This window comes from Ancylobacter sp. TS-1 (assembly GCF_009223885.1).
In the GTDB taxonomy this organism is placed as follows: domain Bacteria; phylum Pseudomonadota; class Alphaproteobacteria; order Rhizobiales; family Xanthobacteraceae; genus Ancylobacter.
Genome location: NZ_CP045144.1, coordinates 932,091 through 958,211 on the forward strand (window position 1 = coordinate 932,091; position 26,121 = coordinate 958,211).

General features: G+C 68.6%; 22 protein-coding genes. 10 read left to right on the top strand and 12 right to left on the bottom strand.

Annotated features, from left to right (window positions below; genetic code table 11):
* Positions 1-7 precede the first annotated feature (7 nt).
* The 7 genes from GBB76_RS04590 to glmU all read right to left on the bottom strand — a co-directional run bounded on the left by GBB76_RS04590 (position 8) and on the right by glmU (position 8,355).
* Positions 8-1,408, bottom strand: a complete 1,401-nt coding sequence (locus tag GBB76_RS04590) for a pyruvate dehydrogenase complex E1 component subunit beta (RefSeq protein WP_152302200.1) — start codon at positions 1,406-1,408, stop codon at positions 8-10.
* A 40-nt stretch (positions 1,409-1,448) separates the two neighbouring features.
* Positions 1,449-1,745, bottom strand: coding sequence for a hypothetical protein (locus tag GBB76_RS04595; protein ID WP_152302201.1), 297 nt, complete (start codon positions 1,743-1,745; stop codon positions 1,449-1,451).
* A 17-nt stretch (positions 1,746-1,762) separates the two neighbouring features.
* Positions 1,763-2,779, bottom strand: coding sequence for a pyruvate dehydrogenase (acetyl-transferring) E1 component subunit alpha (pdhA, locus tag GBB76_RS04600; protein WP_152302202.1), 1,017 nt, complete (start codon positions 2,777-2,779; stop codon positions 1,763-1,765).
* Between the two features lie 303 nt (positions 2,780-3,082).
* A complete protein-coding gene (locus GBB76_RS04605) occupies positions 3,083-3,415 on the bottom strand; it encodes a septum formation initiator family protein (protein ID WP_152302203.1) in 333 nt (110 codons plus the stop codon).
* 200 nt (positions 3,416-3,615) lie between these two features.
* A complete protein-coding gene (eno, locus tag GBB76_RS04610; protein ID WP_152302204.1) occupies positions 3,616-4,899 on the bottom strand; it encodes a phosphopyruvate hydratase in 1,284 nt (427 codons plus the stop codon).
* A 151-nt stretch (positions 4,900-5,050) separates the two neighbouring features.
* A complete protein-coding gene (glmS, locus tag GBB76_RS04615; protein ID WP_152302205.1) occupies positions 5,051-6,874 on the bottom strand; it encodes a glutamine--fructose-6-phosphate transaminase (isomerizing) in 1,824 nt (607 codons plus the stop codon).
* Between the two features lie 131 nt (positions 6,875-7,005).
* A complete protein-coding gene (glmU, locus tag GBB76_RS04620) occupies positions 7,006-8,355 on the bottom strand; it encodes a bifunctional UDP-N-acetylglucosamine diphosphorylase/glucosamine-1-phosphate N-acetyltransferase GlmU (protein WP_152302206.1) in 1,350 nt (449 codons plus the stop codon).
* A gap of 186 nt (positions 8,356-8,541) precedes the next feature.
* Here glmU and GBB76_RS04625 point away from each other — a divergent pair, with 186 nt between their 5' ends.
* Entirely contained in the window at positions 8,542-9,495 is a 954-nt protein-coding gene (locus tag GBB76_RS04625) for a DMT family transporter (RefSeq protein ID WP_162375479.1), read from the top strand.
* 73 nt (positions 9,496-9,568) lie between these two features.
* A complete protein-coding gene (locus GBB76_RS04630) occupies positions 9,569-9,949 on the top strand; it encodes a hypothetical protein (RefSeq protein WP_152302208.1) in 381 nt (126 codons plus the stop codon).
* On the opposite strand, the gene GBB76_RS04635 is transcribed toward GBB76_RS04630, so the two are convergent.
* Positions 9,909-11,534 (bottom strand): beta-1,6-glucan synthase, encoded by a 1,626-nt coding sequence (locus GBB76_RS04635; RefSeq protein ID WP_152302209.1) that lies wholly within the window; start codon positions 11,532-11,534, stop codon positions 9,909-9,911. The genes GBB76_RS04630 and GBB76_RS04635 overlap by 41 nt on opposite strands.
* A gap of 203 nt (positions 11,535-11,737) precedes the next feature.
* Between GBB76_RS04635 and GBB76_RS04640 the strand changes: the two genes are divergently transcribed.
* Positions 11,738-12,217, top strand: a complete 480-nt coding sequence (locus tag GBB76_RS04640; protein WP_152302210.1) for a hypothetical protein — start codon at positions 11,738-11,740, stop codon at positions 12,215-12,217.
* A gap of 370 nt (positions 12,218-12,587) precedes the next feature.
* Complete coding sequence (locus tag GBB76_RS04645; protein WP_152302211.1) at positions 12,588-15,113, top strand: glycosyltransferase; 2,526 nt, start codon at positions 12,588-12,590, stop codon at positions 15,111-15,113.
* 135 nt (positions 15,114-15,248) lie between these two features.
* Here the strand turns inward: GBB76_RS04645 and GBB76_RS04650 are convergent, their stop codons facing one another.
* From GBB76_RS04650 to tpiA, 4 genes are all read right to left on the bottom strand, one after another.
* Positions 15,249-16,118: a VOC family protein gene (locus GBB76_RS04650; RefSeq protein WP_246669040.1), complete on the bottom strand. Its 870-nt coding sequence runs from the start codon at positions 16,116-16,118 to the stop codon at positions 15,249-15,251.
* A gap of 193 nt (positions 16,119-16,311) precedes the next feature.
* Positions 16,312-17,940: a CTP synthase gene (locus GBB76_RS04655; RefSeq protein ID WP_152302213.1), complete on the bottom strand. Its 1,629-nt coding sequence runs from the start codon at positions 17,938-17,940 to the stop codon at positions 16,312-16,314.
* Between the two features lie 122 nt (positions 17,941-18,062).
* A complete protein-coding gene (secG, locus tag GBB76_RS04660; protein WP_152302214.1) occupies positions 18,063-18,449 on the bottom strand; it encodes a preprotein translocase subunit SecG in 387 nt (128 codons plus the stop codon).
* Positions 18,450-18,591: 142 nt separating this feature from the next.
* Positions 18,592-19,347, bottom strand: coding sequence for a triose-phosphate isomerase (gene tpiA, locus GBB76_RS04665; RefSeq protein ID WP_152302215.1), 756 nt, complete (start codon positions 19,345-19,347; stop codon positions 18,592-18,594).
* 188 nt (positions 19,348-19,535) lie between these two features.
* Between tpiA and GBB76_RS04670 the strand changes: the two genes are divergently transcribed.
* The 6 genes from GBB76_RS04670 to moaC all read left to right on the top strand — a co-directional run bounded on the left by GBB76_RS04670 (position 19,536) and on the right by moaC (position 26,113).
* Complete coding sequence (locus tag GBB76_RS04670; protein ID WP_152302216.1) at positions 19,536-21,437, top strand: peptidylprolyl isomerase; 1,902 nt, start codon at positions 19,536-19,538, stop codon at positions 21,435-21,437.
* Positions 21,438-21,452: 15 nt separating this feature from the next.
* Positions 21,453-22,967, top strand: coding sequence for an anthranilate synthase component I (trpE, locus tag GBB76_RS04675; RefSeq protein WP_152302217.1), 1,515 nt, complete (start codon positions 21,453-21,455; stop codon positions 22,965-22,967).
* Positions 22,968-23,107: 140 nt separating this feature from the next.
* Positions 23,108-23,716, top strand: a complete 609-nt coding sequence (locus tag GBB76_RS04680) for an aminodeoxychorismate/anthranilate synthase component II (RefSeq protein WP_152302218.1) — start codon at positions 23,108-23,110, stop codon at positions 23,714-23,716.
* A gap of 44 nt (positions 23,717-23,760) precedes the next feature.
* Positions 23,761-24,786 (top strand): anthranilate phosphoribosyltransferase, encoded by a 1,026-nt coding sequence (gene trpD, locus GBB76_RS04685; protein ID WP_152302219.1) that lies wholly within the window; start codon positions 23,761-23,763, stop codon positions 24,784-24,786.
* A gap of 14 nt (positions 24,787-24,800) precedes the next feature.
* Positions 24,801-25,616, top strand: coding sequence for an indole-3-glycerol phosphate synthase TrpC (gene trpC / locus GBB76_RS04690; RefSeq protein WP_152302220.1), 816 nt, complete (start codon positions 24,801-24,803; stop codon positions 25,614-25,616).
* An 11-nt stretch (positions 25,617-25,627) separates the two neighbouring features.
* A complete protein-coding gene (gene moaC, locus GBB76_RS04695) occupies positions 25,628-26,113 on the top strand; it encodes a cyclic pyranopterin monophosphate synthase MoaC (RefSeq protein ID WP_152302221.1) in 486 nt (161 codons plus the stop codon).
* Positions 26,114-26,121: the final 8 nt, after the last annotated feature.

Here is a 26,121-nt window from a genome sequence, read left to right on the forward strand (position 1 = left end):
TCCGGCCTCAGCGATAGGTCACGGCCCGTGCGGCGTCGACGACGTCCTGCACCGACGGCAAGGCCAGCTTCTCGAGGTTGGCGGCGTAGGGCATCGGCACATCCTTGCCGGTCACACGCAGCACCGGCGCGTCGAGATAGTCGAACGCCTTCTCGACAAGCTGGGCGACGATCTCGGCGCCGACGCCGGACTGGCTCCAGCCCTCCTCCACTGTGACCGCCCGACCGGTCTTCCTGACCGAGGCGATGACGGTCTCGATGTCGAGCGGACGGATGGTGCGCAGGTCGATCACCTCGGCCTCGATGCCGAGCTTGGCCAGTTCCTCGGCGCCCTTCAGCGCGTAGTTCATGCCGATCGACCAGGCGACGAGGGTCACGTCCTTGCCCGGCCGGGCGATCTTCGCCTTGCCGATCGGGACGGTGAAGTCGTCGAGCTTCGGCACCGGCGAGGCGTGCCCGTACAGGATCTCGTTCTCAAGGAAGATGATCGGGTTCGGGTCGCGGATGGCCGACTTGAGAAGGCCCTTGGCATCGGCCGCCGTATAGGGGGCGATGACCTTGAGGCCAGGGATGTGGCTGTACCAGGAGGTGTAATCCTGGCTGTGCTGGGCCGCCACGCGCGCCGCCGCGCCGTTCGGGCCGCGGAACACGATGGAGGAATGCACCTGACCGCCGGACATGTAGAGCGTCTTGGCGGCGGAGTTGATGATCTGGTCAATCGCCTGCATGGCGAAGTTGAAGGTCATGAACTCGACGATGGGCTTGAGGCCCGCGAAGGCCGCGCCGATGCCGACGCCGGCGAAGCCGTGCTCGGTGATCGGGGTGTCGATCACGCGGCGCGCGCCGAACTCCTGCAGCAGCCCCTGGGTGATCTTGTAGGCGCCCTGATACTCGGCGACTTCCTCGCCCATGACGAAGACGTCGCCGTCGCGGCGCATCTCCTCGGCCATGGCGTCGCGCAGCGCCTCGCGCATGGTCTGGTTGACGAACTCGGTACCTTCGGGAACGTCGGCTTCCGGCAGCACTTCCGGCTGCGGCGCGGACACAATGGCGGGGGCGGTCGGGGCGGAAGCGGCGACCGGGGCCGGTTCGACCGGGGCGGCAGCGACCGGCGGCGCGGATTCGGCGGCCTTCGGGCTCGGCGCGGCAGCGGCGCTCGCATCCTCGCCATCGGCGAGGATGACGGCAATCGGCGTGTTCACCGCGACATCCTGCGTGCCTTCCGGCACCAGGATCTTGCCGAGGGTGCCCTCGTCGATGGCTTCGACTTCCATCGTCGCCTTGTCGGTCTCGATCTCGGCGATGACGTCGCCGGACTTGACCTGGTCGCCCTCTTTCTTGAGCCACTTGGCGAGGTTGCCCTTCTCCATGGTGGGAGACAGGGCAGGCATCAGAACTTCGGTCGGCATGGCGGCGTTCCCCAAAGAAACGTGCGTCGAAAATCGCGCGTCACTGCACCCGTACGGGCAGCACGAAAGTCAGGTTGCTGTAGACGGCCATCGAGGCGATGGCGACGAGAATGGCGATGAAGAAGGCGACCATCATCTTGTTGAGCAGGATCGCCCTGGCGCCGGAAGCGTCGGCCTGACGCGCCCCGAAGGGCCACAGTATGGCCAGCACACCGTCGCCGAAGCCGCCGCTGCGGTCGCGGACGACGCCCAGCGCGAGCCGGGCGGCGAGAACCCACAGCACCGCCGCCGACGAGACGCCGACGACAAGCGCGACCCAGAACAGCTCGGCGAGCATCCCCGGCGCCCCGCCGCTCAGCGCAGCACGTCGGTGTAGAGCTCGGAGACGTCGGGCTCCGGGTCGGCGCTGGCGAAATCGGCCGCCGCGTTCATCCGGTCGCGGATCTCGGCGTCGATAGCCTTCAGCTCGTCCTCGGCGGCCCACTTCTTCTCCAGAAGGCGGGCACGCACCTGCTCGATCGGGTCGTGCTCGGTGCGCATCTTCTGCACCTCTTCCTTGGACCGGTACTTGGCCGGGTCCGACATGGAGTGACCGCGATAGCGGTAGGTGAGCATTTCGAGGATGTACGGGCCCTTGCCCGAGCGGGCGAACTCGACGGCGCGCGCGCCGGCCGCCTTGACCGCCCGCACATCCATGCCATCGACCTGCTCGCCGGGAATGTTGAACGAGGCGCCGCGCTTGGAGAAGTCGGTCTGGGCCGAGGCGCGGTTCACCGCGGTGCCCATCGCGTACTTGTTGTTCTCGATGATGAACACGACGGGCAGCTTCCAGAGCTCCGCCATGTTGAAGCTCTCATAAACCTGGCCCTGATTGGCCGCACCGTCGCCAAAATAGGTCAGCGAGACATTGCCGTTGTCACGGTAGCGGTTGGCGAAGGCGAGACCGGTGCCGAGCGAGACCTGCGCGCCGACGATGCCGTGGCCGCCATAGAAGCCCTTGTCGGTGCTGAACATGTGCATCGAGCCGCCCTTGCCCTTGGAGTAGCCTCCGCGGCGGCCCGTGAGTTCGGCCATGACGCCCTTGGGGTCCATGCCGGTGGCCAGCATGTGGCCATGGTCGCGATAGCCGGTGATGACCTGATCACCCTCGCGGAGTGCGGCCTGCATGCCGACGACCACCGCTTCCTGGCCGATATAGAGATGGCAGAAGCCGCCAATCAGGCCCATGCCGTAGAGCTGGCCGGCCTTTTCCTCGAAGCGACGAATCTCCAGCATCCGGCGATAGGCCTCGAGTTCCTCCTCCTTGGAGAACTCGGCAACCGCCCCCGTCTTCTCGGAACGGCGCGCGGGGCTCTTGGCCGCCGCCTTCATGGGAGCTTTGGGGGTAGCGGCTTTTGCGACGGCTGGTTTCTTCGCGGCAACGACCATGGCGCATCCTCAGCTCGGGATCTTATGGTCGAGCTACATAACGCACCTTGGGGCAATGCGCTACGCGCGGAACGCAATGCTGCGGCGCACAACATGTTGTGAGCGCAATGGTTTCTGCGTTTGAACTTGTTTTCAGTTCAATATGACGTTTAACTCACTTTAAGTTAAGCGTCTGGAATAGCGTGATTTCCTATCCGCACGGCTCTGGCATGCCAGAGAAGCACGGGGTGACCGACTTTTTTCGGCTTATTGCGCGGACGGCGCTGCAGGTGCGCGCAGCAGCACAAGATCCTTGGGGTTGATGAGGTTCAGCAGCGCGCGCGCCTGCTCGTCGAGCATGTCGGCGTCGATCAGGTCGGGCGAGAGCAGCCTGACCTTCGACTCCAGCGCCAGACGCTGGCTGCGCAGCTTGTCGCGTTCCTGCGTGAGATCGGTGTGCTGCTGCTCGAAGGAGCGCCGGGCTAGCAAGCCATACTGGCCGTTATAGCCCTGGAAGGCGAAATAGCCGATCAGCGCCGCCGCCCCGAGATGCAGGGTGACGGTCTGAAGGATGGAGCGCCAGCGAGTGCGTATGATCATGAGGCCCAGCCTAGCGAGGCTCGGTTGAGCGTCCGTTAACCGTATTCGCGAACCGCCGGATTTCTTCGCCCCGGCCCCCGCTGCATCAGCGCCCCGGACAACCCGCGCGCGGCGGTGAACCACAAACGAAAATCCCCGGGACGAGGCCCGGGGATCGACGCCGGCGGCACAGACCGCCGCAGGAGATAGACAGCAGGGTGTCAGCCGAGCGACTTGATCGCCGAGTGGCCGGCATAGATCGCCTGCGGGCCGAGTTCCTGCTCGATGCGCAGCAGCTGGTTGTACTTGGCGGTGCGGTCCGAGCGGGCCAGCGAGCCGGTCTTGATCTGCCCGCAATTGGTCGCCACCGCGAGGTCGGCGATGGTCGAATCCTCGGTCTCGCCCGAGCGGTGCGACATGACGGCGGTGTAGCCGGCCTTGTGCGCCATCTCGACCGCGTTCAGCGTCTCGGTCAGCGAGCCGATCTGGTTGACCTTGACCAGGATCGAGTTGGCGACGCCCTGCTTGATGCCGGCCGACAGGCGGGTGACGTTGGTGACGAAGAGATCGTCGCCCACCAGCTGGCACTTCGAGCCGATGGTGTCGGTGAGCAGCTTCCAGCCCTCCCAGTCGTCCTCGCCCATGCCGTCCTCGACGGTGCAGATCGGGTAGCGGCCGACGAGGTCGGCGAGGTACTTCACCTGCGCCTCGATATCGCGCACCGCGCCCTCGCCCTCATAGTCGTACTTGCCGTTCTTGAAGAACTCGGTGGCGGCGCAGTCGAGGCCGATGAACACGTCCTCGCCCGGCTTGTAGCCGGCGGTCTCGATGGCCTTCACCACGAAGGCGAGCGCGGCGTCGGCGGAGGGCAGGTTCGGGGCGAAGCCGCCCTCGTCGCCGACATTGGTGTTGTGGCCGGCATCCTTCAGCGCCTTCTTCAGCGTGTGGAAGATCTCCGCGCCGGTGCGCAGGCCTTCCGCGAAGGTGGGGGCGCCGACGGGCAGGATCATGAATTCCTGGAAGTCGATCGGATTGTCGGCATGGGCGCCGCCATTGATGATGTTCATCATCGGCACCGGAAGCGTGCGGGCGTTGACGCCGCCGACATAGCGGTAGAGCGGCAGGTCGCGCGCGGCTGCGGCGGCCTTGGCCAGCGCCAGCGAGACGCCGAGAATGGCGTTGGCGCCCAGGCGCGCCTTGTTCGGGGTGCCGTCGAGCTCGATCAGGATCTGGTCGATCGCCGCCTGATCCTCGGCGTCCATGCCGCCGATGGCATCGAAGATTTCGCCGTTCACGGCGTCGACCGCCTTCAGCACGCCCTTGCCGAGATAGCGGCTCTTGTCGCCGTCGCGCAGCTCGACGGCCTCATGCGCGCCCGTGGAGGCGCCGGAGGGAACGGCCGCGCGGCCCTTGGCGCCGTCTTCCAGCACCACTTCGACCTCGACGGTCGGATTGCCGCGGCTGTCCAGGATTTCACGCCCAATGATGTCGACGATGGCGGTCATGCGTTTCCCCACTTCTCACTCGGCCACGATGGTCGAGCGCGCTTCTACTCGACGGATGTGACATGCGAAAGAGGTGCCAGCGACATATCGCCCTCCCCGCCGCCCGCGTTTCGGCGGGCCGGACGCGGTGACGGACGGGAAGCGGCGCCGGCTACTCGACGGTAACGGACTTGGCCAGATTGCGCGGCTGGTCGACATCCGTGCCCATCACCACCGCCGTATGATAGGCCAGAAGCTGGACGGGGATCGCGTAGACGAGCGGCGCCACGAAGGGGTTCATGTCCGGCATGACCAGCGTCGCCTCGGTCTCCAGCGCCGCGCTCCTCGCCCCGGTCTCGTCGGTCAGCAGGATGATGCGCCCGCCGCGCGCGGCGACTTCCTGCATGTTGGACATGGTCTTCTCGAACACCGCATCGTGCGGAGCGATCACCACCACCGGCATCTTCTCGTCGATCAACGCGATGGGCCCGTGCTTGAGTTCGCCGGCCGCATAGCCCTCGGCGTGGATGTAGGAGATTTCCTTGAGCTTGAGCGCGCCTTCCAGCGCCAGCGGATAGGAGGTGCCACGGCCGAGATAGAGCACATCCTGCGTCTTGGCGATGGAACGGGCGAGGTGCTCGATTTCCGGGCCGTGTGCCAGCGCCTGGTTCATCAGGCGCGGCACCTCGACCAGCGCGTGGACGAGGGTGCGCTCCTCTTCCGCCGAGAGCACGCCGCGCGCGCGCCCGGCCGCCACCGCGATGGCGGCGAGCGTGGCGAGCTGGCAGGTGAAGGCCTTGGTGGAGGCGACGCCGATCTCGGGGCCGGCGAGCGTCGGTAGCACCACCTCCGCCTCGCGGGCGATGGTCGAGGTCGGCACGTTCACCACGGCGAGCAGATGCTGCTTCTCGTCCCGGGCATAACGCAGCGAGGCCAGCGTGTCGGCGGTCTCGCCGGACTGCGAGATGACAATGGCGAGCCCGTTGGCCGGCATCGGCGCCTCGCGGTAGCGGAACTCGGAGGCGACGTCGATCTCAACCGAGAGGCGGGCATAACGCTCGAACCAGTATTTGGCGACGAGGCCGGCATAATAGGCAGTGCCGCAAGCGGCGATGGAGATGCGGTCCAGCTTGGCGAAGTCGAAGGGCAGCGGGGGCAACTGCACCGTCTCGCTGGCCATGTCGAGATAGTTCGCCAGCGTATGGGCGACGACCTCCGGCTGCTCGTGCATCTCCTTGGCCATGAAGTGGCGGAAACTGCCCTTCTCGACCAGGAAAGACGAGGCCGTCGTCTTCTGCGCCGCCCGCTCGACCAGCGCGTTCGCCGCATTGCGGATCTGCGCGCCGTCGCGGTTCAGCACCGCCCAGTCGCCATCGTCGAGATAGGAGATGGTGTCGGTGAACGGGGCAAGGGCGATGGCGTCCGAGCCGAGATACATCTCGCCATTGCCGTAGCCGATGGCCAGCGGTGAGCCCTTGCGGGCGCCGATCAGCAGGTTCTCTTCGCCGTCGAACAGGAAGGCGAGCGCGAAGGCGCCGCGCAGGCGCGGCAGCGTCGTCGCCACCGCGTCGACCGGGCTGGAGCCGCCGCGCAGCTCCCGCGTCACTAGATGGGCGACCACCTCGGTGTCGGTCTCGCTCTCGAAATTGGCGCCGCCCGCCAGCAACTCATCGCGCAGTTCGCGGAAATTCTCGATGATGCCGTTATGGACCACCGCCACCTCGGTCGTGGCGTGCGGATGGGCGTTGGCGACGCTGGGGCGGCCATGCGTCGCCCACCGCGTATGGCCGATGCCGCTGTGACCCGTGAGCGGGGCCTCCTTCAGCACGGCCTCAAGGTTGCGCAGCTTGCCCTCGGCGCGGCGGCGGGCGAGGTGCCCGCCCTCCAGCGTGGCGATGCCGGCGGAATCATAGCCGCGATATTCCAGCCGCCGCAGCGACTCGACCAGCCGCTCCGCCACCGGAGCCGTGCCGACGATGCCGATGATTCCACACATGAGCCGGGCCTTTCCGTGAAACGACGATCCGCGAGCCTATGCCGCCGGGTTTAACCGGGCGTCACCGCCGTACCGAAATCAAATCGGATGTCGCTTCGTATCGCGTCATAAGTGTTATTTCTTGGGCGCCTTCACTTCTTGGGCGCGAGGCCCGCCGATAGCCGCGCCCGTAGCCGCGAGGCCAGCCCGGGCTTGTTGACCTGCCGCGCCCGGCCGATGGCCAGCGCATCTTCCGGCACGTCGTCGGTGATGACCGAGCCGGTGGCGAGATAGGCACCGTCGCCGACCGTCACCGGAGCGACCAGCAGGCTGTTGGTGCCGACAAAGGCGTTGGCGCCGATGGTGGTGCGGTGCTTGCGGAAGCCGTCATAATTGCAGGTGATGGTACCGGCACCGATATTGGTGTTCGCCCCCACGCTGGAATCGCCGACATAGGACAGGTGGTTGACCTTCACCCCCGGTGCCAGCTCGGACGCCTTGATCTCCACGAAATTGCCGACATGCACGCCCTGCCCCAGCTCGGCACCCGGCCGCAGCCGGGCGAAGGGGCCGACAATGGCCCCTTGCCCGACATGGGCGCCCTCGACATGGCTGAAGGCGCGGATGGTGGCGCCGTCCTCGACCCGCACCCCCGGACCGAAGAACACATTCGGTTCCACAATGACATCGCGGCCGAAGCTGGTATCCGCCGAGAGGAACACGGTCTGCGGCGCCACAAGCGTCACGCCGCTGTCGAGCGCGCGCTGGCGCAGGCGCTGCTGGAGAATCGCTTCCGCCTCGGCGAGCTGGGCGCGGCTGTTGACGCCGACCACCTCCTCCGCCGCCGCCTCGCAGGCGGCCGCCGCGCGCCCCAGCGCGCGGGCGACCTCCACCGCGTCGGTCAGGTAGAATTCGCGCTTGGCGTTGGCATCGCCGATGCGGTCGAGGATCGCGAGCGCCGCCGCGCCGTCGAGCGCCATCAGTCCCGCATTGCACAGGCCGACGGCGCGCTCGGCCTCGCTGGCGTCCTTCTCCTCGCGGATGGCGACGAGTTCGCCATTGGCGACCAGCAGCCGGCCATAGCCCGCCGGGCTTTCCGGCCGGAAGCCGAGCACCGAGACCGCCGCGCCCTCCGCGAGCGGGGCGCGCAGCAGGTCGATGGTCTCCGGCCGCACCAGCGGCGTGTCGCCATACATCACCACCACGTCGTCATAGCCGCGCTCCAGCACCGCCCGGGCGCTCAGCACGGCATGGGCGGTGCCGCGCCGCTGCTCCTGCACGAAGACCTCGGCGGAAGGCGACACCCGCCGGACCTCGGCCGCCACCCGCTCATGATCGGGCCCGACGACGACGGCGACCTGCGCCGCGCCGGCCGCCAGGGCGACATCGAGGACATGCGAGACCATGGGACGGCCGGCCACCTGATGCAGCACCTTCGGCATATCGGAGAGCATGCGGGTACCCTCCCCGGCCGCGAGGACGATGACGAGAAGCTGGCGCATCGGCGAACTCCGGGAACGTGCGGAAAGTGGCGGTGGAAGACGCGGCGGACCGGGCCGGACGGGCGGCCGGCCCCGATCGCGGATCGAAGGCATGCTGAGTGGTATCTAGCCTGCCTCGCGGATCGACGAAAGTGCGTGTCGAAAGCCCGGCGACGGCCGGCGGGCAAGCGTGTATCAGGACGGCCCATGGACGATCCCGCGCCGAGTCCCCTCCCCGCATCGCCGCCCTCCCTCGCCCGCGACCCGCAGGCGCTGGCGGCGCTGCTTCTGATGCCGCTGTTCTTCTCGACCAACCTGATCATCGGGCGGGCGGTGGCCGGCGCGGTGCCGCCCTGGTCGCTGGCCTTCTGGCGCTGGTTCATCGCCGTGGCGATCCTGCTGCCGCTGACAGCAGCGACGCTGATCCGCTTCCGCCGGCTACTGGTCAGCGAATGGCGGCGCATCCTGCTGCTCGGCACGCTCGGCATGGTGCTGTGCGGCGGCAATGTCTATGTCGCGCTCCAGAGCACCACCGCCACCAATGCGACGCTGATCTACACCACCTCCACCATCATGATCGTAGTGCTGGACGCGCTGCTGGCCCGGCGCCGGCTTTCCGCGATCCGGCTTGTCGGCACGGTGGCGGGCTTCGCCGGCATCGCGCTCATCACCGTGCATGGCGAGCACGGCCGCCTGTTCGGCCTGCACTTCAACAGCGGCGATCTCGGCATATTGGTGGCCGCCACCTCCTGGGCCGCCTATTCGCTGATGCTGCGCAACGGCCCGCTGAACCAGATGGGCCCGCTGCCGACCTTCACCGCCAATGCGGTTGCCGGCACCGCGCTGCTGGCGCCCTTCGCCCTGTGGGAGACGGCCTCCGGCGCCCCCTTCCCGACCGGATGGCAGGCGTGGGGCGCCATCGTCTTCCTCGCCATTTCGCCCTCGGTGCTGGCCTTCGGCCTCTACCAGTACTGCGTGAAGGTGGCGGGCGCGCCGGTAACGGCGACCTTCCTCTATGTCATGCCGGTCTATGGCGTGCTGCTGGCGGTGCTGGTGCTCGGCGAGGAACTGCACCTCTACCATCTCGTCGGCTTCGTGCTGATCCTCGGCGGGGTGATACTGGCGACCCGCCCGGAACGACGGCCGCGTCCCGCGCATTGATCGACCCGGGTTGGCCATGCGATGGATGGCGCGCCCGACCACCGCGACCACCGCCGAACGGGGACATGCCGCCTTGGCCAATCGCAGCTTCCTGCCCGGCGCCCGCGCCACCAACGTCATCATCGCGCTGGGCGCCTTCGCGCTCGGCTGGGCGATCTATGTGCGCTACGCGCTGCTGGAGCAGTCGGCGGTCGGCCTCGCCTGCCGGGGCGTCGAGACCGCGACCTGCGAGACGCGGGCGCTGGTCATCACCCTGTTCAGCCAGTCGGCCTTCGGCATCGTCGCGGTGGTGGCGGCCGCCATCCAGTTCCTGCGGCCCTCGCTGGCGATGTTCACCCTCGCTTTGATGGCGACTGCGATGGGGCTCGTTTTCTACAACAACAACCTCGCCGGGCTCGCCGGCGGGCTGCTGCTCATATCCTTCGCCCGGCCGTGGCGAGGCGCCAAAGGGTAAGCCCCAGCACCACGAACAGCGTGCCGGTCCACAGCGCCTGCCAGTTCGCCAGCGTCTCGTTGAAGACGACGTAGAGTCCGCTGCCGACGAACACCATGGCGGCGACGGCTTCGGCCTGCCGGTCGGCGCGCTCGCACCACGCCGCCGCCACCAGCGACTGGAAGGCGAAACCGGCGACGATCGGGGTCAGCCCGGCGAACTGGAAGTCCTTGTAGCGGGGATCGAAGACCAGCCCGAGCGCGATCTGCGCCGCCAGCACCAGCGAGGCCGCCAGCAGGAAGGCGAGCGCGCGCTCCAGCAGCGTCGCCCCCGGCGTCGCGGCCGGGTTGAGCGCCAGCGTCAGCGTCACCAGCCGCGCACGGGCGCCGATGGCAAACGCGCTCGCCAGCGGAACCAGCGTCGCCAGCGCGATCAGCGCGCCGCCCCGGACCCAGCCGCCGACGCCCAGGCTCTCGACCGGCACGCTGGCGAGCATGCGGCCATAAGTCAGCCCGGACGCCAGCGCGAGGCCCGCCACAGCTAGCCAGCCGCGCGCGGCGAGCGTGCCCCCCGCCGAGCGGCGGTTCGCCAGTCCGGCGGCGGCGAAGACGAGGCCGGCGAACAGCGCGCCGATGGCCGCCTGTAGCTTCCAGGCCGGATGGTCGGACACCGCCTCGCCCCAGGCGAACTTGAAATCGCGCGTATAGGCGTCGAGGAAACCCCAGTGACCGCCCACCGTGCCTTCGAGCTGGCGCTTCCACGGCTGGTCGAAAGCCTCGATGACGTTGAGGCGGTAATTCTTCTCCTTGGCGAGCGCCAGCAATTGCTGGATCACCAGCGCCTGGTTGGAGGGCGAGGGCAGCGCGCCCTCGCGCATGCGCCCCTCGCTCGGCCAGCCGGTCTCGCCGATCAGGATCTCCTTGCCGGCGAAGATCTCGCCGACATGCTCGCGGATCTCGCCGAGATGGGCGACGGACACGTCCGCCGCCACCGGCAGGTCCTCCCAGAACGGCAGGATGTGCACGGTGACGAAGTCGACCGAATCCGCCAGCCCCCGGTTGCGTTCCCAGAACTCCCAGACATCGGCATAGGTGACGTCGACGCCGGCCGGCACCTTGCCCTTCACTTCCTTGAGGAAGACCGCGATGTCGTTGGCCGACTGCTCGCCGCGCAGCAGCACCTCGTTGCCGACGATGACCGCCTTCACGACGTCAGGGTTCTCCTGCGCCAGCTTCACCGCGCCGTCGATCTCGCGCCGGTTGGCGACCGGATCGCGGGCAATCCAGATCCCCTGCAGCACGGTCAAGCCGTGCTTGCGCGCAAGCTCGGGCACGGAATCGAGGCTCGCCTGCGTCGAGGAATAGGTGCGCACGCAATGGGTGATCTTCGCCAGCCGGGCGAGGTCGTCGTCGACCTGCGCCGGGGTGATGTCGATCGCCGGGGTGAACGGGTCCTGACCGGGACGAAATGGCGCATAGGAGACGCAGGGCAGCTTCTCGCCCGCTGCCAGCGGCGAGGCGGGCGCCGGAACCGGCTGCCCGAGCCACGCCCAGACGGCGACGATTGCCGCGCAGACGACGGCGGCAAGCGCGAGAGGCAATCGCATGCGGGATTTCTCCGAAGGGCGAACGACCAGTGGTCATGCCCGGTAGCGGGGGTTTCGAGCCGCGGCAAGAGGCGTTTGGAAAGAGGCAGAATTTTGCGCGCACAGACGCCTCGCCGCAGCGCCGTCATGCTGACAAATTCCACCGGTTCTCCTACTGTCCAAGTCGGTCCGGTGTTTCCTCTCTCGCGTGTGACGTTTCCCCCATGTTGTGCTCCGTACATCCCCTCGCCGCCGCCCTGTTCGGCGGCTTCATCCTGATGGCCGCGGCCCCCGTCGCCGGCCACGCGCAGAGCGCCGCGCCGGAGCAGAAGCCGGCCGAGCAGAAGTCGCCGGAGGAGCAGGCGAAGGAGGAGGCCCAGCGCCGCTCGGTCGAGGAATTCGCCGAAGCCGCCAAGCTGCCCGGCAATGCCGGCCTGCCCGAATGCGTGTGGAGCGGCCGGCGCATCGCCATGCTGCTGTGGCGCGACGACATCGACACCGCCCGACGCCACATGGAGCTTTACGAGCGCTTCGGCTGCCCGACCGAGCATCTCAAGATCGCGTTCCGCTGCCTCGTGCGGCAGGGCAACATCGACAGCAAGGCGCAGGAGCGCCTGTCCGAGCGCGTGCATGCCTGCTGGGTCAACCCGGACGCGCCCCCGCCGGCCCCGGCGGCGGCCCCGGCCAAGGCGCCCGCGCAGTAGCCGATACCGGCGCAGGGCCTTCGTCCTGCGCAATAAATTCGCGCGACAGCCCGGCGCCCGACATCAGCGCGACATGGGCTTGCCATAGTGCGGAACAATTATCCGTTTCGACGCGTTTCAGCACCGAAGCGGCATTTTCGAAAGACAAATCGCGCCTGTCGCGATGCGGCGACGAGAATGCTGCAACTGCGTCGAAACTGTACTATATTCCGTCCGTCACCCTCCCTTCGTTCCGTGGGTTTGTCTCATGCGCCCCGCTGTCCGTGTCGCTGCCGCTGCGCTTGCGGTCGTCACGTGCGTAAATGCCTTTGTGTGGCTTGCCCTGCGCGAGGAGGTAACGGCTCCGTCCGTTCCCGATCGCTTCCAGAGCATGTCCTTCGCGCCCTATGGGCGTGATACCAACCCCGACAAGGGCGAAGCGACAACCGAGGCGCAGATCCGCGCCGATGTCGCGGCGGTGGCCCCCTATACCCGCGCGGTCCGCACCTACGCCTCGACCGGCAATCTCGACCTCGTGGCCAAGATCGCCGCCGAGAAGGGCCTGAAGACCACGGTCGGCGCCTGGCTGGACGAGGACGAGCAGCGCAACGAGCGCGAAATCGCCAACGCCATCGACGCCGCGAAGAAGAATTCCAACGTCGTCGGCATCGTGGTCGGCAACGAGTCAATCCTGCGCGCCGAGCGCACGCCCGAGCAGCTCATCGAGACCATCCGCCGCGTCAAGCGCGAGACCAACGTGCCGGTCACGACCGGCGAGACGTGGGACGTCTGGCTCGACCATCCCGAACTGGTCTCCGCCGTCGACTACATCGCCGCCCACATGCTCCCCTACTGGGAGGGCATCCCGTCCGAGCGGGTCGTCGACCACGTCATCTCCATCTATGACCGCCTGCGCGCCGCCTATCCCGGCAAGCGCATCGTCATCGCCGAGTTCGGCTGGCCGAGCCAGGGCTACAACCGCGACAGCGCGATGCCCGGCGAGCTTGAGCAGGGCAAGATCATCCGCGACTTCGCGGCCCGCGCCGACGCGCTCGGCATCGAATACAACCTGATCGAGGCGTTCGACGCCCCGTGGAAGAGCTTCGAGGGCAGCGTCGGCCAGTACTGGGGCGTCCTCGACGCCGACCGCGAGCTGAAGTTCCCGCTTTCCGGCCCGATCACCCCGGCGACCTACACCGCGACCGCCGCCATCGCGCTGCTGCTCGGCATCGCCTTCTCGCTGCCGGTGTTCCGCTTCGCGCGGCTGACCATGACGCAGGCGATCGTGATGATCGGCGCCGCCAACCTGGTCGGCGCGTGGATCGCCACCGTGACCGACCACTGGCTTACCCATTACGTGGTCGGCGGCAACAAGGTGACCTTCGTCGTCAGTCTCGTGCTGCTGGTGCCCCTGGTCGTGGTCATGCTCTACCGGGTCGAGGAACTCGCCACCATCGCCTTCGGCCGCTCGCCCCGCCGCCTGCTGCGCCGGAGCGACGTCGTCGCCCCCTCGCGCACGCCCAAGGTCTCGATCCATATCCCGGCCTACAAGGAGCCGCCGGAGATGCTGAAGCAGACGCTCGACGGCGTCGCTCGGCTCAACTGGCCGAACTTCGAGTGCCTGGTCATCATCAACAACACGCCGGACCCGGCCTATTGGGAGCCGATCGAGGCCTATTGCCGCGAACTCGGCGACCGCTTCAAGTTCATCAACCTGCCGAAGGTCGAGGGCTTCAAGGCCGGCGCGCTGCGTGCCGCCATGCTGCAGACCGCGCCGGATGCCGAGATCATCGGCATCATCGACGCCGACTATGTGGTCGACCCCAACTGGCTGATGGAACTCGTCCCGTCCTTCGAGGACCCGACCGTCGGCATCGTGCAGGCGCCGCAGGACCACCGCGACGCCAACCGCAGCCTGCTGCACGAGGCGATGAACACCGAATATGCCGGCTTCTTCGACATCGGCATGGTCCAGCGCAACGAGCATGACGCCATCGTCGTGCACGGCACCATGTGCCTGATGCGCCGCGCCGCCATGGTCGAGGCCGGCGACTGGTCGAGCGACACGATCTGCGAGGACACCGATCTCGGCCTCGCCATCGTCGAGCGCGGCTGGAAGAGCCACTACACCAATGAACGCTATGGCTGGGGCCTGCTGCCGGACGACTTCGCCTCGTTCAAGAAGCAGCGCCACCGCTGGGCCTATGGCGGCATGCAGATCATCAAGAAGCACTGGCGGCGCATGCTGCCGACCGGTGGCACCCGCCTGACCCCGGCCCAGCGCCGCGAGTTCTCCATCGGCTGGGTGAGCTGGCTCGGCTCGGAGAGCGTGGGCGCGCTGGTGGCGATCCTGTCGCTGCTGTGGGTGCCGCTGGTCCTCGGCCTCGGTATCGCCGTGCCGCAGCGCATCCTCACCGTGCCGATCCTGTTCTGCTTCGGCATCTATGTGCTGCACTTCATCGCGCTCTACCGGCTGCGCGTGGCGACGACCCCGGTGCGCATGCTCGGCGCGGCCTTCGCGGCCATGGCGGTGCAGTTCACCGTGGCCAAGGCGGTCTATGACAGCTTCCGCTACAAGGACCTCGCCTTCGCCCGCACCGCCAAGGGCTCCTGGCTGGCGGATGCCGCCCGCGCCTTCCCGGCCCTGCCGGAGGCGATCATCGGCGCCGGCCTGCTGCTCGCCGCGATCGCGCTGCGCATGACCAACTGGCATGCGGTGGTGGAGGTCGACCTGTTCGCCCTCGCCCTCGCCGTGCAGAGCCTGCCCTTCGTGGCTGCGGCCGGTATCGGCTGGCTGGAAGGCTCGCCGCTGAACGCCTTCGCCACCTGGAGCGCGCTGCGCACGCGGGCGCTGGCGCTGCTGCCCGGCCGCGCCGTGCCGCAGGTCGAAGCGGTTCCGGAGAAGGTCAGCAGCTGATCGCCCCCGGGCGCCGGGCCCAGGCCCGGCAGCCCGGCCAGCGTACATCCGACACATGAGAAAAGGCCCGGAAGCGATTCCGGGCCTTTCGTTATTTCGCTTTCTTCAATCGGCTATTCAGGCGGCTGCCGGCGTTCAGGCGGCTGGCTCGAAGGCCAGCGTCGCCCCGAGCGCCGCCTTCGGACCCACCACGACCAGCCCCTCGATTTCCTCGGCCGCCATGCGCGTGGACGACACCTGACGCCGCAGCCGCGCAATGTCGCCCACCGCGAAGCGCAGCGCCGCCAGCCGCAGCCCTGGCCCGGCCGGCGCGGCGACCCCGAAGCGCTCGGTGAACAGCGCGGGGCTCATCAGATCGATATCGCCGCGCGGAGTCCGGGCGATGTACCAGCCATCCACCGCCCGGCGGAAATCGACCCCGACGAAGACCGACAGGAAATCGAGATGGGCGGCCGGCTCGGGTGCCGTCAGCACGACGCCGGCAATGCCGGTGGTGCCGTTCATGTGGCGCTGAAGGTCCGGTGCCCAGAAATTCTCGGGACGGCGCTGCAGGCTGGTGAAGAAGCCGGCATGGGGCGAGGCCGCCTCGCGGGCGAAAGCCAGCGAGAACGCCACCTCGACCTCCGAGCCGTCCGGCCGCTTGCCCTGGCGGGCGAAGTCGAACAGGTCGAGCCCGCCAAAGCCGGCGGTGTCGAATTCAAGCTTGTCGGCGGCGGGTTCGTTGCCCTCCAGCACCAGCATCGACAGGCCCGGCCCGACCTCGGCGAGAAAATCGCGGTTGAAGGCGCCGAACGAGAAGCTCGATTCGCCGTGCGGCACGATGGCCTCGGGCTGGGCGATCTCCAGAAGCTCGACGAAGAAGCCCGGCATCTGGACGATCCGGTTGTCGGTGCCCCAGGGATGGCGGTTGCGCGTGCCGACCGTGAAGCCGAGCATGTCGTAGAGTTCGCCCGCCGCTTCAAGATCGCGGACGACATGGACGACGTGATCGAGACCGCGAGCCACCAGCGCACTCCTCCCCTGACGACCGGACGCGCATGGCCTCCGGTCCGACATCCCATGCGCGATTGGAGCACGCGGCGAACGCGGGAATCCAGCCTCGATTGCCCGTCCCGCGTGTTTCCCGGTCGGGGTGAGGCTTCCCGGTCGCCGGAAGCGACCTGCCGCGGCCGGTCCGGCCACGGCGGGAGGTAGCGGGCTAGAACAGCCGGCTTTGCACCGCCGCCGCGCCGATGAAGGAGGCGAACAGCGGATGCGGCGCGAAGGGGCGCGACTTCAGCTCCGGGTGGAACTGCACGCCGACGAACCACGGATGGTCCGGATATTCGATGATCTCCGGCAGCAGGCCGTCGGGCGACAGGCCCGAGAAAAGCATGCCGCAGGCCTCCAGCCGCTCGCGGTAGGCCATGTTGACCTCGTAGCGGTGGCGATGGCGCTCGGAAATGTCGCTGGCGCCGTAGATGCCCGCCACCCGGCTGCCCTCGGCGAGGCTGGCGGGATAGGCGCCGAGCCGCATCGTGCCGCCGAGATCGCCGCCGAGGCCGCGCTTCTCCAGCTCGTTGCCGCGCAGCCATTCGGTGAGCAGGCCGACCACCGGCTCCGGCGTCGGGCCGAATTCGGTGGAATTGGCCTGGGCGACGCCGGCAAGGTTCCGCGTCGCCTCGATCACCGCCATCTGCATGCCGAAGCAGATGCCGAGATAGGGCACGCGCCGCTCGCGGGCGAACTGCGCCGCGCGGATCTTGCCCTCGGCGCCGCGCTGGCCGAAGCCGCCCGGCACGAGGATGCCGTGCACGTGCTCGAGGAAGGGCGAGGGATCCTCGCGCTCGAAGATCTCGCTCTCGATCCAGTCGAGATTGACGCGGACATTGTTGGCGAGCCCGCCATGGGTCAGCGCCTCGATGAGGGACTTGTAGGCGTCCTTCATGCCCGTGTACTTGCCGACGATGGCGATCGTCACCGCCCCTTCCGGGTTGCGGACGCCCGCCTCGACCTTCTTCCAGCGCGACAGGTCGGGCTCGGGCGCCGGCTCGATGCCGAAGGCCGCCAGCACTTCGCCGTCGAGCCCCGCCTCGTGATAGGCGGACGGCACGGCATAGATGCTGTCGGCGTCGCGCGCCTCGATCACCGCGCTCTCGCGCACATTGCAGAACAGGCCGAGCTTGCGGCGCTCCTCGCGCGGAATCTCGCGATCGGTGCGGCAGAGCAGGATGTCGGGCGCGATGCCGATGGAGCGCAGCTCCTTCACCGAATGCTGGGTCGGCTTGGTCTTCAGCTCGCCGGCCGAGGGGATGAAGGGCAACAGGGTAAGGTGGATGTAGATGCAGTGCCTGCGCGGCAGCTCGTTGCCGATCTGGCGGATCGCCTCGAGGAAGGGCATCGCCTCGATGTCGCCGACCGTGCCGCCGATCTCCACCAGCACGAAGTCGTAGCCCTCGTTGCCCGAGAGCACGAATTCCTTGATGGCGTTGGTGACGTGCGGGATCACCTGGATCGTGGCGCCGAGATAGTCGCCACGGCGCTCCTTGGTCAGGATGTCCTGATAGATGCGGCCGGTGGTGATGTTGTCCTGCTTGGTCGCCGGACGTCCGGTGAAGCGCTCGTAGTGTCCGAGGTCGAGGTCGGTCTCGGCGCCGTCATCGGTGACGAAAACCTCGCCGTGCTGATACGGGCTCATCGTGCCCGGATCGACATTGAGGTAGGGGTCCAGCTTGCGCAGCCGGGTCTTGTAACCACGGGCCTGCAGCAATGCACCGAGAGCGGCGGAGGCGAGGCCCTTGCCAAGCGAGGACACGACGCCGCCGGTGATGAAAATATAGCGCGCCATGGAATTCGGTTTCTAACGGCAAAAACGCGATTCGACGAGAGCCCGTCTTGCCGAACGGGCTCCCGCCTGTGGGTAAACGAAACGCGGCCCGGACCGGAGGGGAAATCGGGACCGTGCCGGGATTACTGCGACTGCGGCGCCGAGGGAACCGCCGGAGCGGCGGGCGGGGCCGGCTGGGCCGCGTTGAGCTGGTCGAGCACCGAACTGCCGGGCGCGGGCGCCGAGGGAGCGCCGGGAACGGAAGCGGGCGCGGTGAAGATGGTGGTCGGGCCGCGACCCCAGCCGGCGAGAATCGTCAGCGACAGGCTGGTGATGAAGAACAGCCCCGCCAGGATCGCCGTCGCGCGGGTCAGCACGTTGGCCGTGCCGCGGGCGCTGAAGAAGCCGCCACCGCCGCCACCGCCGCCGCCACCAATGCCGAGGCCGCCGCCTTCCGAACGCTGGATCAGCACGACGCCGATAAGGGCCAGCACGACCATGAGATGGATGACGATGATTACGGTTTGCATCTGACGCCTTCAAAATGCTCGTGCGAGGGCGAGCGCAAAGCACCCGCCGCAATCTTTGGGCGCGTTCCTACACGATTGCGTCCGGGGTTTCCAGCCGCCGCGCCATACGCCGCACCGATCGGCGAAACGCCGCGCGGCACGCCTATAGATAGGCATGCGCAATGGCGAGAAAAGACTCCGCCTTCAGGCTGGCTCCGCCGACGAGGGCGCCGTCCACATCCGCGATGGACAGAATCTCCGCCGCGTTCTCCGGTTTGACCGATCCGCCATAGAGCAGGCGCATGCCCCTGCCCTCATGGCCGAAGCGGGCGATCAGCTCGCTGCGCAGCAGGGCGTGCATCTCGGCGATGTCGGCGGCGGTGGGCGTCAGGCCGGTGCCGATGGCCCAGACCGGCTCATAGGCGACGACGAGATTGGCGGCCGTGGCCCCGTCCGGCACCGAGCCGGCGAGCTGGCTGCGCACCACGTCGAGCGCGCGGAACGACTCGCGTTCGGCATGGGTCTCGCCGACGCACAGAACGGCGACGAGGCCGGCGCGCCAGGCCGCCTCGACCTTGGCCCGCGCCAGGGCATCGGTCTCGCCATGCTCGGAGCGGCGCTCGGAATGGCCGAGAATGACGGCCGAGGCGCCGGTATCGGCGATCATCTCGGCGGAAATGTCGCCGGTATAGGCGCCGGCGGCCTTGGTGTGGCAGTCCTGCCCGCCAATACCGATGCGGGTGCCGAGCGCCACGACGGCGAGCGCCGACATCAGCGTCGCCGGCGGACAGACCAGCAGATCGACCTTCGCCCGGAGCGCGGGATCGTAGCCCGCGCTGATGCGGCCGAACTCGGCAATGGATGCCTTGAGGCCGTGCATCTTCCAGTTGCCGGCCACCAGCGGACGACGCTTCGACATGCCGTCACTCACCTTTCACAAAAACGCCACGCAACACCCCTCATAGCAGAGTGCCGCGGCGTTAACAGGGTGTCATGGCGCCGGCAAATGGTGCGCGGTGCCGTTGCGGCGGGCCGGGCGGCTCCCTATTATGCGCGCCTTTCGCGCTCCCGGGCCTTTCGCCCGCACGACGCCAGACGAGAACCTAGATGCTTAAGACGCTGCGCAAGAGCGCTTCCGGAATTGTCGCCAAGATCCTGATGGGCCTGCTCATCGTCAGCTTTGCCGTGTGGGGCATAGCGGACGTGTTCCGCGGCTTCGGCACCCAGACGCTGGCGACGATCGGCGACACCGAGATCACCGTGCCGGAGTTCCGCCAGATCTATCAGGAGCGCCTGCAGCAGATCAGCCAGCAGCTCAAGCGCGGCATCACGCCCGATCAGGCGCGCGCCTTCGGCATTCCCGACCAGCTTCTCAACGAGCAGCTCGCGGAAGCCGCCCTCAACGATCAGGCGAAGTCGCTCGGCCTCGCCCTGTCCGACGCAGAGATCGCCCGCCGCGTGCAGTCGAACCCCGCCTTCTTCGGCCCCGGCGGCAGCTTCGACCCGAACTACTTCGCCCAGCTCCTGCGCTCCAACGGCTTCACCGAAGCGCGCTTCGTCGCCGCCGAGCGTTCGCTGGCGCTGCGCCAGCAGCTGATCCAGTCGCTGGGTGGCGGCATCGACGTGCCGCAGACGCTGAAGGACGCCATCGCCCGCTATGAGAGCGAGGAACGCTCGGTCAACTACGCGATGCTGACCGCCGCCGCCCTCACCGCCCCGGCCGATCCTTCGGACGAGGAGCTGCGCGCCTTCTTCGACGCCCGCAAGGCCGCCTTCCGCGCGCCGGAATTCCGCAAGATCGCCGTTCTGGTGCTGACGCCGCAGGCGCTGGCAAGCAGCGAGAGCGTCACCGATGCCGAGGTCGAGGCCGCCTATCAGGCGAACCTCGCCTCCTACGGCACGCCCGAACGGCGCGTGGTGCAGCAGATCGTCTTCCCCAATGCGGACGAGGCCAAGGCGGCCGCCGACCGCATCGCGGCCGGAACGGCCTTCGCCGACATCGTGGCCGAGCGCAAGCTGGAGCCCCGGGACGTCGACCTCGGCGACGTGACGCGCGGCGACATGATCGACAAGGCCGTGGCGGACGCCGCCTTCTCGCTGCCCGCCGATGGCACCAGCGGCGTCGTCACCGGCCGCTTCGGCCCGGTCATCGTCCATGTCGGCGCGATCACGCCCGGCAGCACCCGCCCGCTGGCGGATGTGGCGGGGGATATCCGCACCCAGCTTCAGCTCGACGCGGCGCGCCGCGCCATGCTGACCAAGTACGATGCGGTCGAGGACGACCGCGCCAGCGGCGCCCAGCTCGCCGAGATCGCCGGCCGGGCCGGCCTGACGCTCCAGTCCGTCGACACCGACCTTCAGGGCCGCGCGCCGGACGGCAGCACCATCGCCGACCTGCCGGGCCGCGCCGAGGTGCTGCGCGGCGCCTTCGCCTCCGATGTCGGCGCCGAGAACGACCCCGTCACGCTGCCGCAGAACGCCGGCCAGCCCGGCGGCTATGTCTGGTACGAGGTGGAATCGATCACCCCGCCGCGCGAGCGCACCTTCGAGGAGGCCCGCGCCCAGGTGCTCGAACGCTGGAAGCAGGACAAGACCGCCGAGGCGCTCGACGCCAAGGTCGAGGCGATCAAGGCCAAGGTGGCCGCCGGAACGCCCTTCGACCAGGCCGTCAACGAGGCGGGTCTCGAACTGCGTGCCGCCAACGGCCTGCGCCGTGGGCGCACCGCCGACGGCGTGCCGCAGGACATCATGGCCGCCGTGTTCGAGACGCCCGAGGGCAGCGTCGGCAGCAGCCTCGCCGAAGGCGGCGACAGCCGCCTCTTGTTCCAGGTGCTGCGCGTCAGCGTGCCCACCGCCGGCGCGCCGGACGAGAAGCTGATGGCCGACGTGCGCCAGAGCCTCGAGAACGACCTGATGACGGAATATCTCGTCGAACTGCAGGGCATTCTCGGCGCCCGCATCAACCGCGCCGCGCTCGACCAGATCGTCGGCACTGACGCGGTGAACTGAGGCGGAACGCGGGTCATGAGCCTTATTCCCGAAGCGGACGCCTTCGCCGCCACCTATCAGCGCGGCGAGGCGCAGGTCGTCACGACCACGCTGATCGCCGACCTGGAGACCCCCGTCTCGGCCTTCCTCAAGATCGCCGGCGAGCGGGCCAACAGCTTCCTGCTCGAATCGGTCGAGGGCGGCGCCACGCGCGGGCGCTACTCGATGATCGGCATCGAGCCGGACGTGATCTGGCGCTGCCATGGCGACCGGGCCGAGATCAACCGCCGCGCCGCCCTTGATGCGCAGGCCTTCGAGCCCTGCCCCGACAAGCCGCTGGTCTCGCTGCGCAAGCTGGTCGAGGAATCGCGCATCCACCTGCCCGAGGGCGCCCCGCCCATGGCGGCGGGCGTGTTCGGCTATCTCGGCTACGACATGGTGCGCCAGATGGAGCGCCTGCCGGACGCCAAGCCCGACGTCATCGACGTACCGGATTCCATCTTCATCCGCCCGACCGTGATGGTGGTGTTCGACGCCGTGCGCGACGAGATCACCGTGGTCACGCCGGTGCGTCCGGAGGCCGGCATCCCCGCCCACGCCGCCTATGAGACGGCGCGCGAGCGTCTGGAGAAGGTCGTCGCCGCGCTCGACAGCGCGCTGCCCAACCTGCCGAGCGAGGACGCCTTCCATCAGCCGGTGGCGGCGCAGTCCAACACCGCCCCCACCGCCTATCGCGACATGGTGGAGCGGGCGAAGGAATACATCCGCGCCGGCGACATCTTCCAGGTGGTGCTGTCGCAGCGTTTCGAGGCACCGTTCGCGCTGCCGCCGTTCTCGCTCTACCGCGCGCTGCGGCGGATCAACCCGGCGCCCTTCCTCGTCTATTTCAACTTCGGCGGCTTCTCGCTGGTGTGTTCCTCGCCGGAAATCCTCGTCCGGCTGCGCGACAACACCGTCACCATCCGTCCCATCGCCGGCACCCGCCGGCGCGGTGCCACCCCGCATGAGGACAAGGCGCTGGAAGAGGAACTGCTGGCCGATCCGAAGGAGCGCGCCGAGCACCTGATGCTGCTCGACCTCGGCCGCAACGATGTCGGCCGCGTCGCGAGGATCGGCTCGGTGCATGTCACCGACAGCTTCTTCGTCGAGCGCTACAGCCAGGTCATGCACATCGTCTCCAATGTCGAGGGCGAGATCGACCCGCGCCGCGATGCGCTCGACGCGCTCACCGCCGGCTTCCCGGCCGGCACGGTCTCGGGGGCGCCGAAGGTGCGCGCCATGGAGATCATCGACGAGCTGGAGAGCGACAAGCGCGGCATCTATGCCGGCGCCATCGGCTATTTCGGCGCCGACGGCGAGATGGATACCTGCATCGTGCTGCGTACCGCCGTGGTGAAGGACGGGCGCATGTACGCGCAGGCCGGCGCCGGCATCGTCTACGACTCGGTGCCGGAGAGCGAGCAGCAGGAATGCGTCAACAAGGCCAGTGCCCTGTTCCGCGCCGCCGAGGAAGCGGTGCGCTTCGCCGCCCGTTCCGGCCGGGGGCAGTGATGGCGGCGGGCGGACGCATGCGTCACGAGCGATGGCGGGGCTGGCGATAGAACACGCCACCGGACGGCGCGGCTTGACCCCGCGCCGGATGACCCCCTAGAGCTTTTGCAGCCGGCATGCGGCCGGCGGATGGACGCACGATGATCCTGCTCATCGACAATTACGACAGCTTCACCTGGAACCTCGTCCACTATATCGGCGGACTCGGCGCCGAGGTGGAGGTGCGCCGCAACGACACCCTCACCGTCGACGAGGCCATGGCCATGAAGCCGGAAGCCATCGTCATCTCGCCGGGTCCGGCGACGCCGAACGAGGCCGGCATCTCCTGCGCGCTGATCGAGCGCGCGGCGAAGGAAGGCGTGCCGGTGTTCGGCGTCTGCCTCGGCCATCAGGCCATCGGGCAGGTGTTCGGCGGCGACGTGGTGCGCGCCCCGCAGCCGATCCACGGCAAGCTGTCTCAGATCGCCCACAGGGGCGAAGGTGTGTTCCGCGGCATCAACGGTCCGCTCAAGGCGACGCGCTACCACTCGCTGGTGGTCAAGCGCGACACCCTGCCGGCGGAACTCGCCATCACCGCCGAGACCGATGACGGGCTCATCATGGGCCTCTCGCACCGGAACCTGCCGGTCTACGGCGTGCAGTTCCACCCCGAGAGCATCGCCTCCGAGCACGGCAAGACCATTCTGAAGAACTTCCTCGACCTGGCGCGGGACTGGAACGCCGGCCCGGGCCGGAAGCAGGCGGCATAAGCCAAGACGACAGGCGGGGACGCGCCGGGACAACGCGGGGACACATGGACAACCTCAAGCCCATCATCGGCAAGCTGGCCACCGGCACCACGCTGACGCGTGCGGAGGCGGCCGCCGCCTTCGACGTGATGATGTCGGGCGAGGCCACGCCCTCGCAGATCGGCGCCATCCTCATGGCGCTGCGCGTGCGCGGCGAGGATGTCGAGGAGATCGCAGGCGCGGTCTCGACCATGCGCGCCAAGATGCTGCGCGTCGAGGCGCCGGCCGAGGCGGTGGATGTGGTGGGCACCGGCGGCGACGCCTCGGGCTCCTACAACATCTCGACCTGCGCTTCCTTCATCGTCGCCGGCGCGGGCGTGCCGGTCGCCAAGCACGGCAACCGTGCGCTGTCGTCGAAGTCCGGCGCCGCCGACGTGCTGATGGCGCTGGGCGTGAAGATCGACCTCACGCCGGAGCAGATCGGCCACTGCATAAGCGAGGCCGGCATCGGCTTCATGTTCGCCCCGGCGCACCACCCGGCGATGAAGCATGTCGGGCCGACCCGCGTGGAACTCGGCACCCGCACCATCTTCAACCTCATCGGCCCGCTGTCGAACCCGGCCGGCGTCACCCGGCAGATGGTCGGCGTGTTCGCCCGCGCCTGGGTCGAGCCGATCGCCGAAGTGCTGCGCACGCTGGGCTCGGCCCATGCATGGGTCGTGCACGGCTCGGACGGGCTGGACGAGATCACCACCACCGGCCCGACCTCCGTCGCCGAGCTGAAGGACGGCGCCATCCGCACCTTCGAGATCGCGCCGGAGGAGTACGGCCTCGCCCGCGCGACGCCCGAATCCCTCAAGGGCGGCGACGGCGCCGCCAATGCACTGGCGCTGCGCGCCGTGCTCGACGGCGAGCCGAGCGCCTATGCCGACGTCGCCCTGCTCAACGCCGCCGCCGCGCTGGTCGTTGCCGGCAAGGCTCCGGAGCTTGGCGCCGGCCTCGAACGCGCCCGCGCCAGCCTGAAGGGCGGGCACGCGGCGAAGGCGCTGGAGACCCTGATTGCGGTCTCCGCTCTCGCGGCGGTCGAGTGAGGGGAACCGGGAACATGGGCGATATTCTCGAACGCATCGGCGCCTACAAGCGCGAGGAGATCGCGAGCGCCAAGGCCGCGCGCCCGCTCGAACAGTTGCGCGCTAGCGCCGAGGCGCAGCCGCCCGCGCGCGGCTTTCTCAAAGCCATCGAGGCGAAGATCGCCGCCGGGCGCACAGCACTGATCGCCGAGATCAAGAAGGCGAGCCCGTCCAAGGGGCTGATCCGCGCCGATTTCGACCCGCCGGCACTGGCGAGCGCCTATGAGGCGGGCGGCGCGGCCTGCCTGTCCGTTCTCACCGACAAGCCCTCCTTCCAGGGCGCGCCGGAATTCCTCGTCGCCGCACGGGCGGCCTGCGCGCTTCCCGCGCTGCGCAAGGACTTCATGCACGACACCTATCAGGTGTTCGAGGCACGCAGCTGGGGCGCCGACTGCATCCTCGTCATCATGGCCTCCGTCGACGACGCGCTGGCGCGCGATCTCGTCGACACCGCCCACGGCCTCGGCATGGACGCGCTGGTCGAAGTGCACGACGACGCCGAACTGGACCGCGCGCTGGAGCTGCCGGCGCGGCTCGTCGGCATCAACAACCGCAATCTGCGCAATTTCGAGGTGACGCTGGAGACCTCGGAGCGCCTCGCCCCCCGCATCCCGGCCGATCGCGTCATCGTCGGCGAGAGCGGTATCTTCACGCCGGCGGACATCGCCCGTCTGGCGGCGGTGCGGATCGACACCATCCTCGTCGGCGAGAGCTTGATGCGGCAGGCCGACGTCGCCGCAGCGACGCGCGCTTTGCTGGCGCCCGCCGCGCCGGCCCGCGCGGCCGGTTGAGAGGGCGGGCGATGACCGACGCGCCCCGTCTCACCCATCTCGACGCTGCCGGCGCCGCCAACATGGTCGACGTCGCCGACAAGGCCGTTACCGACCGCGTGGCTGTGGCCGAGGGCCGGGTCGCCATGCAGGCGGCGACGCTCGACCTCATTCTGTCCGGCAACGCGAAGAAGGGCGACGTGATCGGCACCGCGCGCCTCGCCGGCATCATGGCCGCCAAGCGCACGCATGAGCTGATCCCGCTCTGCCACGCGCTGCTGCTCTCGAAGGTCGCGGTCGACATCGAGCCCGATCCGGCCCTGCCCGGCCTGATCGTGCGCGCCACCGTGCGCACCAGCGGCCAGACCGGCGTCGAGATGGAGGCGCTCACCGCCGTCTCGGTGGCTTGCCTCACCGTCTACGACATGGCCAAGGCGGTCGACCGCTTCATGCGCATCGAGGCCGTGCGGCTCCTCGAGAAATCCGGCGGCCGCTCCGGCTACTGGCAGGGCGAGTAACGGAGGCG

Coding starts and splice junctions, on each gene's coding strand:
- GBB76_RS04590 (WP_152302200.1), bottom strand. CDS start 1,408: ATGCCGACCGAAGTTCTGATGCCTGCCCTGTCTCCCACCATGGAGAAG.
- GBB76_RS04595 (WP_152302201.1), bottom strand. CDS start 1,745: ATGCTCGCCGAGCTGTTCTGGGTCGCGCTTGTCGTCGGCGTCTCGTCG.
- pdhA (WP_152302202.1), bottom strand. CDS start 2,779: ATGAAGGCGGCGGCCAAGAGCCCCGCGCGCCGTTCCGAGAAGACGGGG.
- GBB76_RS04605 (WP_152302203.1), bottom strand. CDS start 3,415: ATGATCATACGCACTCGCTGGCGCTCCATCCTTCAGACCGTCACCCTG.
- eno (WP_152302204.1), bottom strand. CDS start 4,899: ATGACCGCCATCGTCGACATCATTGGGCGTGAAATCCTGGACAGCCGC.
- glmS (WP_152302205.1), bottom strand. CDS start 6,874: ATGTGTGGAATCATCGGCATCGTCGGCACGGCTCCGGTGGCGGAGCGG.
- glmU (WP_152302206.1), bottom strand. CDS start 8,355: ATGCGCCAGCTTCTCGTCATCGTCCTCGCGGCCGGGGAGGGTACCCGC.
- GBB76_RS04625 (WP_162375479.1), top strand. CDS start 8,542: ATGGACGATCCCGCGCCGAGTCCCCTCCCCGCATCGCCGCCCTCCCTC.
- GBB76_RS04635 (WP_152302209.1), bottom strand. CDS start 11,534: ATGCGATTGCCTCTCGCGCTTGCCGCCGTCGTCTGCGCGGCAATCGTC.
- GBB76_RS04640 (WP_152302210.1), top strand. CDS start 11,738: ATGTTGTGCTCCGTACATCCCCTCGCCGCCGCCCTGTTCGGCGGCTTC.
- GBB76_RS04645 (WP_152302211.1), top strand. CDS start 12,588: ATGTCCTTCGCGCCCTATGGGCGTGATACCAACCCCGACAAGGGCGAA.
- GBB76_RS04655 (WP_152302213.1), bottom strand. CDS start 17,940: ATGGCGCGCTATATTTTCATCACCGGCGGCGTCGTGTCCTCGCTTGGC.
- secG (WP_152302214.1), bottom strand. CDS start 18,449: ATGCAAACCGTAATCATCGTCATCCATCTCATGGTCGTGCTGGCCCTT.
- tpiA (WP_152302215.1), bottom strand. CDS start 19,347: ATGTCGAAGCGTCGTCCGCTGGTGGCCGGCAACTGGAAGATGCACGGC.
- GBB76_RS04670 (WP_152302216.1), top strand. CDS start 19,536: ATGCTTAAGACGCTGCGCAAGAGCGCTTCCGGAATTGTCGCCAAGATC.
- trpE (WP_152302217.1), top strand. CDS start 21,453: ATGAGCCTTATTCCCGAAGCGGACGCCTTCGCCGCCACCTATCAGCGC.
- GBB76_RS04680 (WP_152302218.1), top strand. CDS start 23,108: ATGATCCTGCTCATCGACAATTACGACAGCTTCACCTGGAACCTCGTC.
- trpD (WP_152302219.1), top strand. CDS start 23,761: ATGGACAACCTCAAGCCCATCATCGGCAAGCTGGCCACCGGCACCACG.
- trpC (WP_152302220.1), top strand. CDS start 24,801: ATGGGCGATATTCTCGAACGCATCGGCGCCTACAAGCGCGAGGAGATC.
- moaC (WP_152302221.1), top strand. CDS start 25,628: ATGACCGACGCGCCCCGTCTCACCCATCTCGACGCTGCCGGCGCCGCC.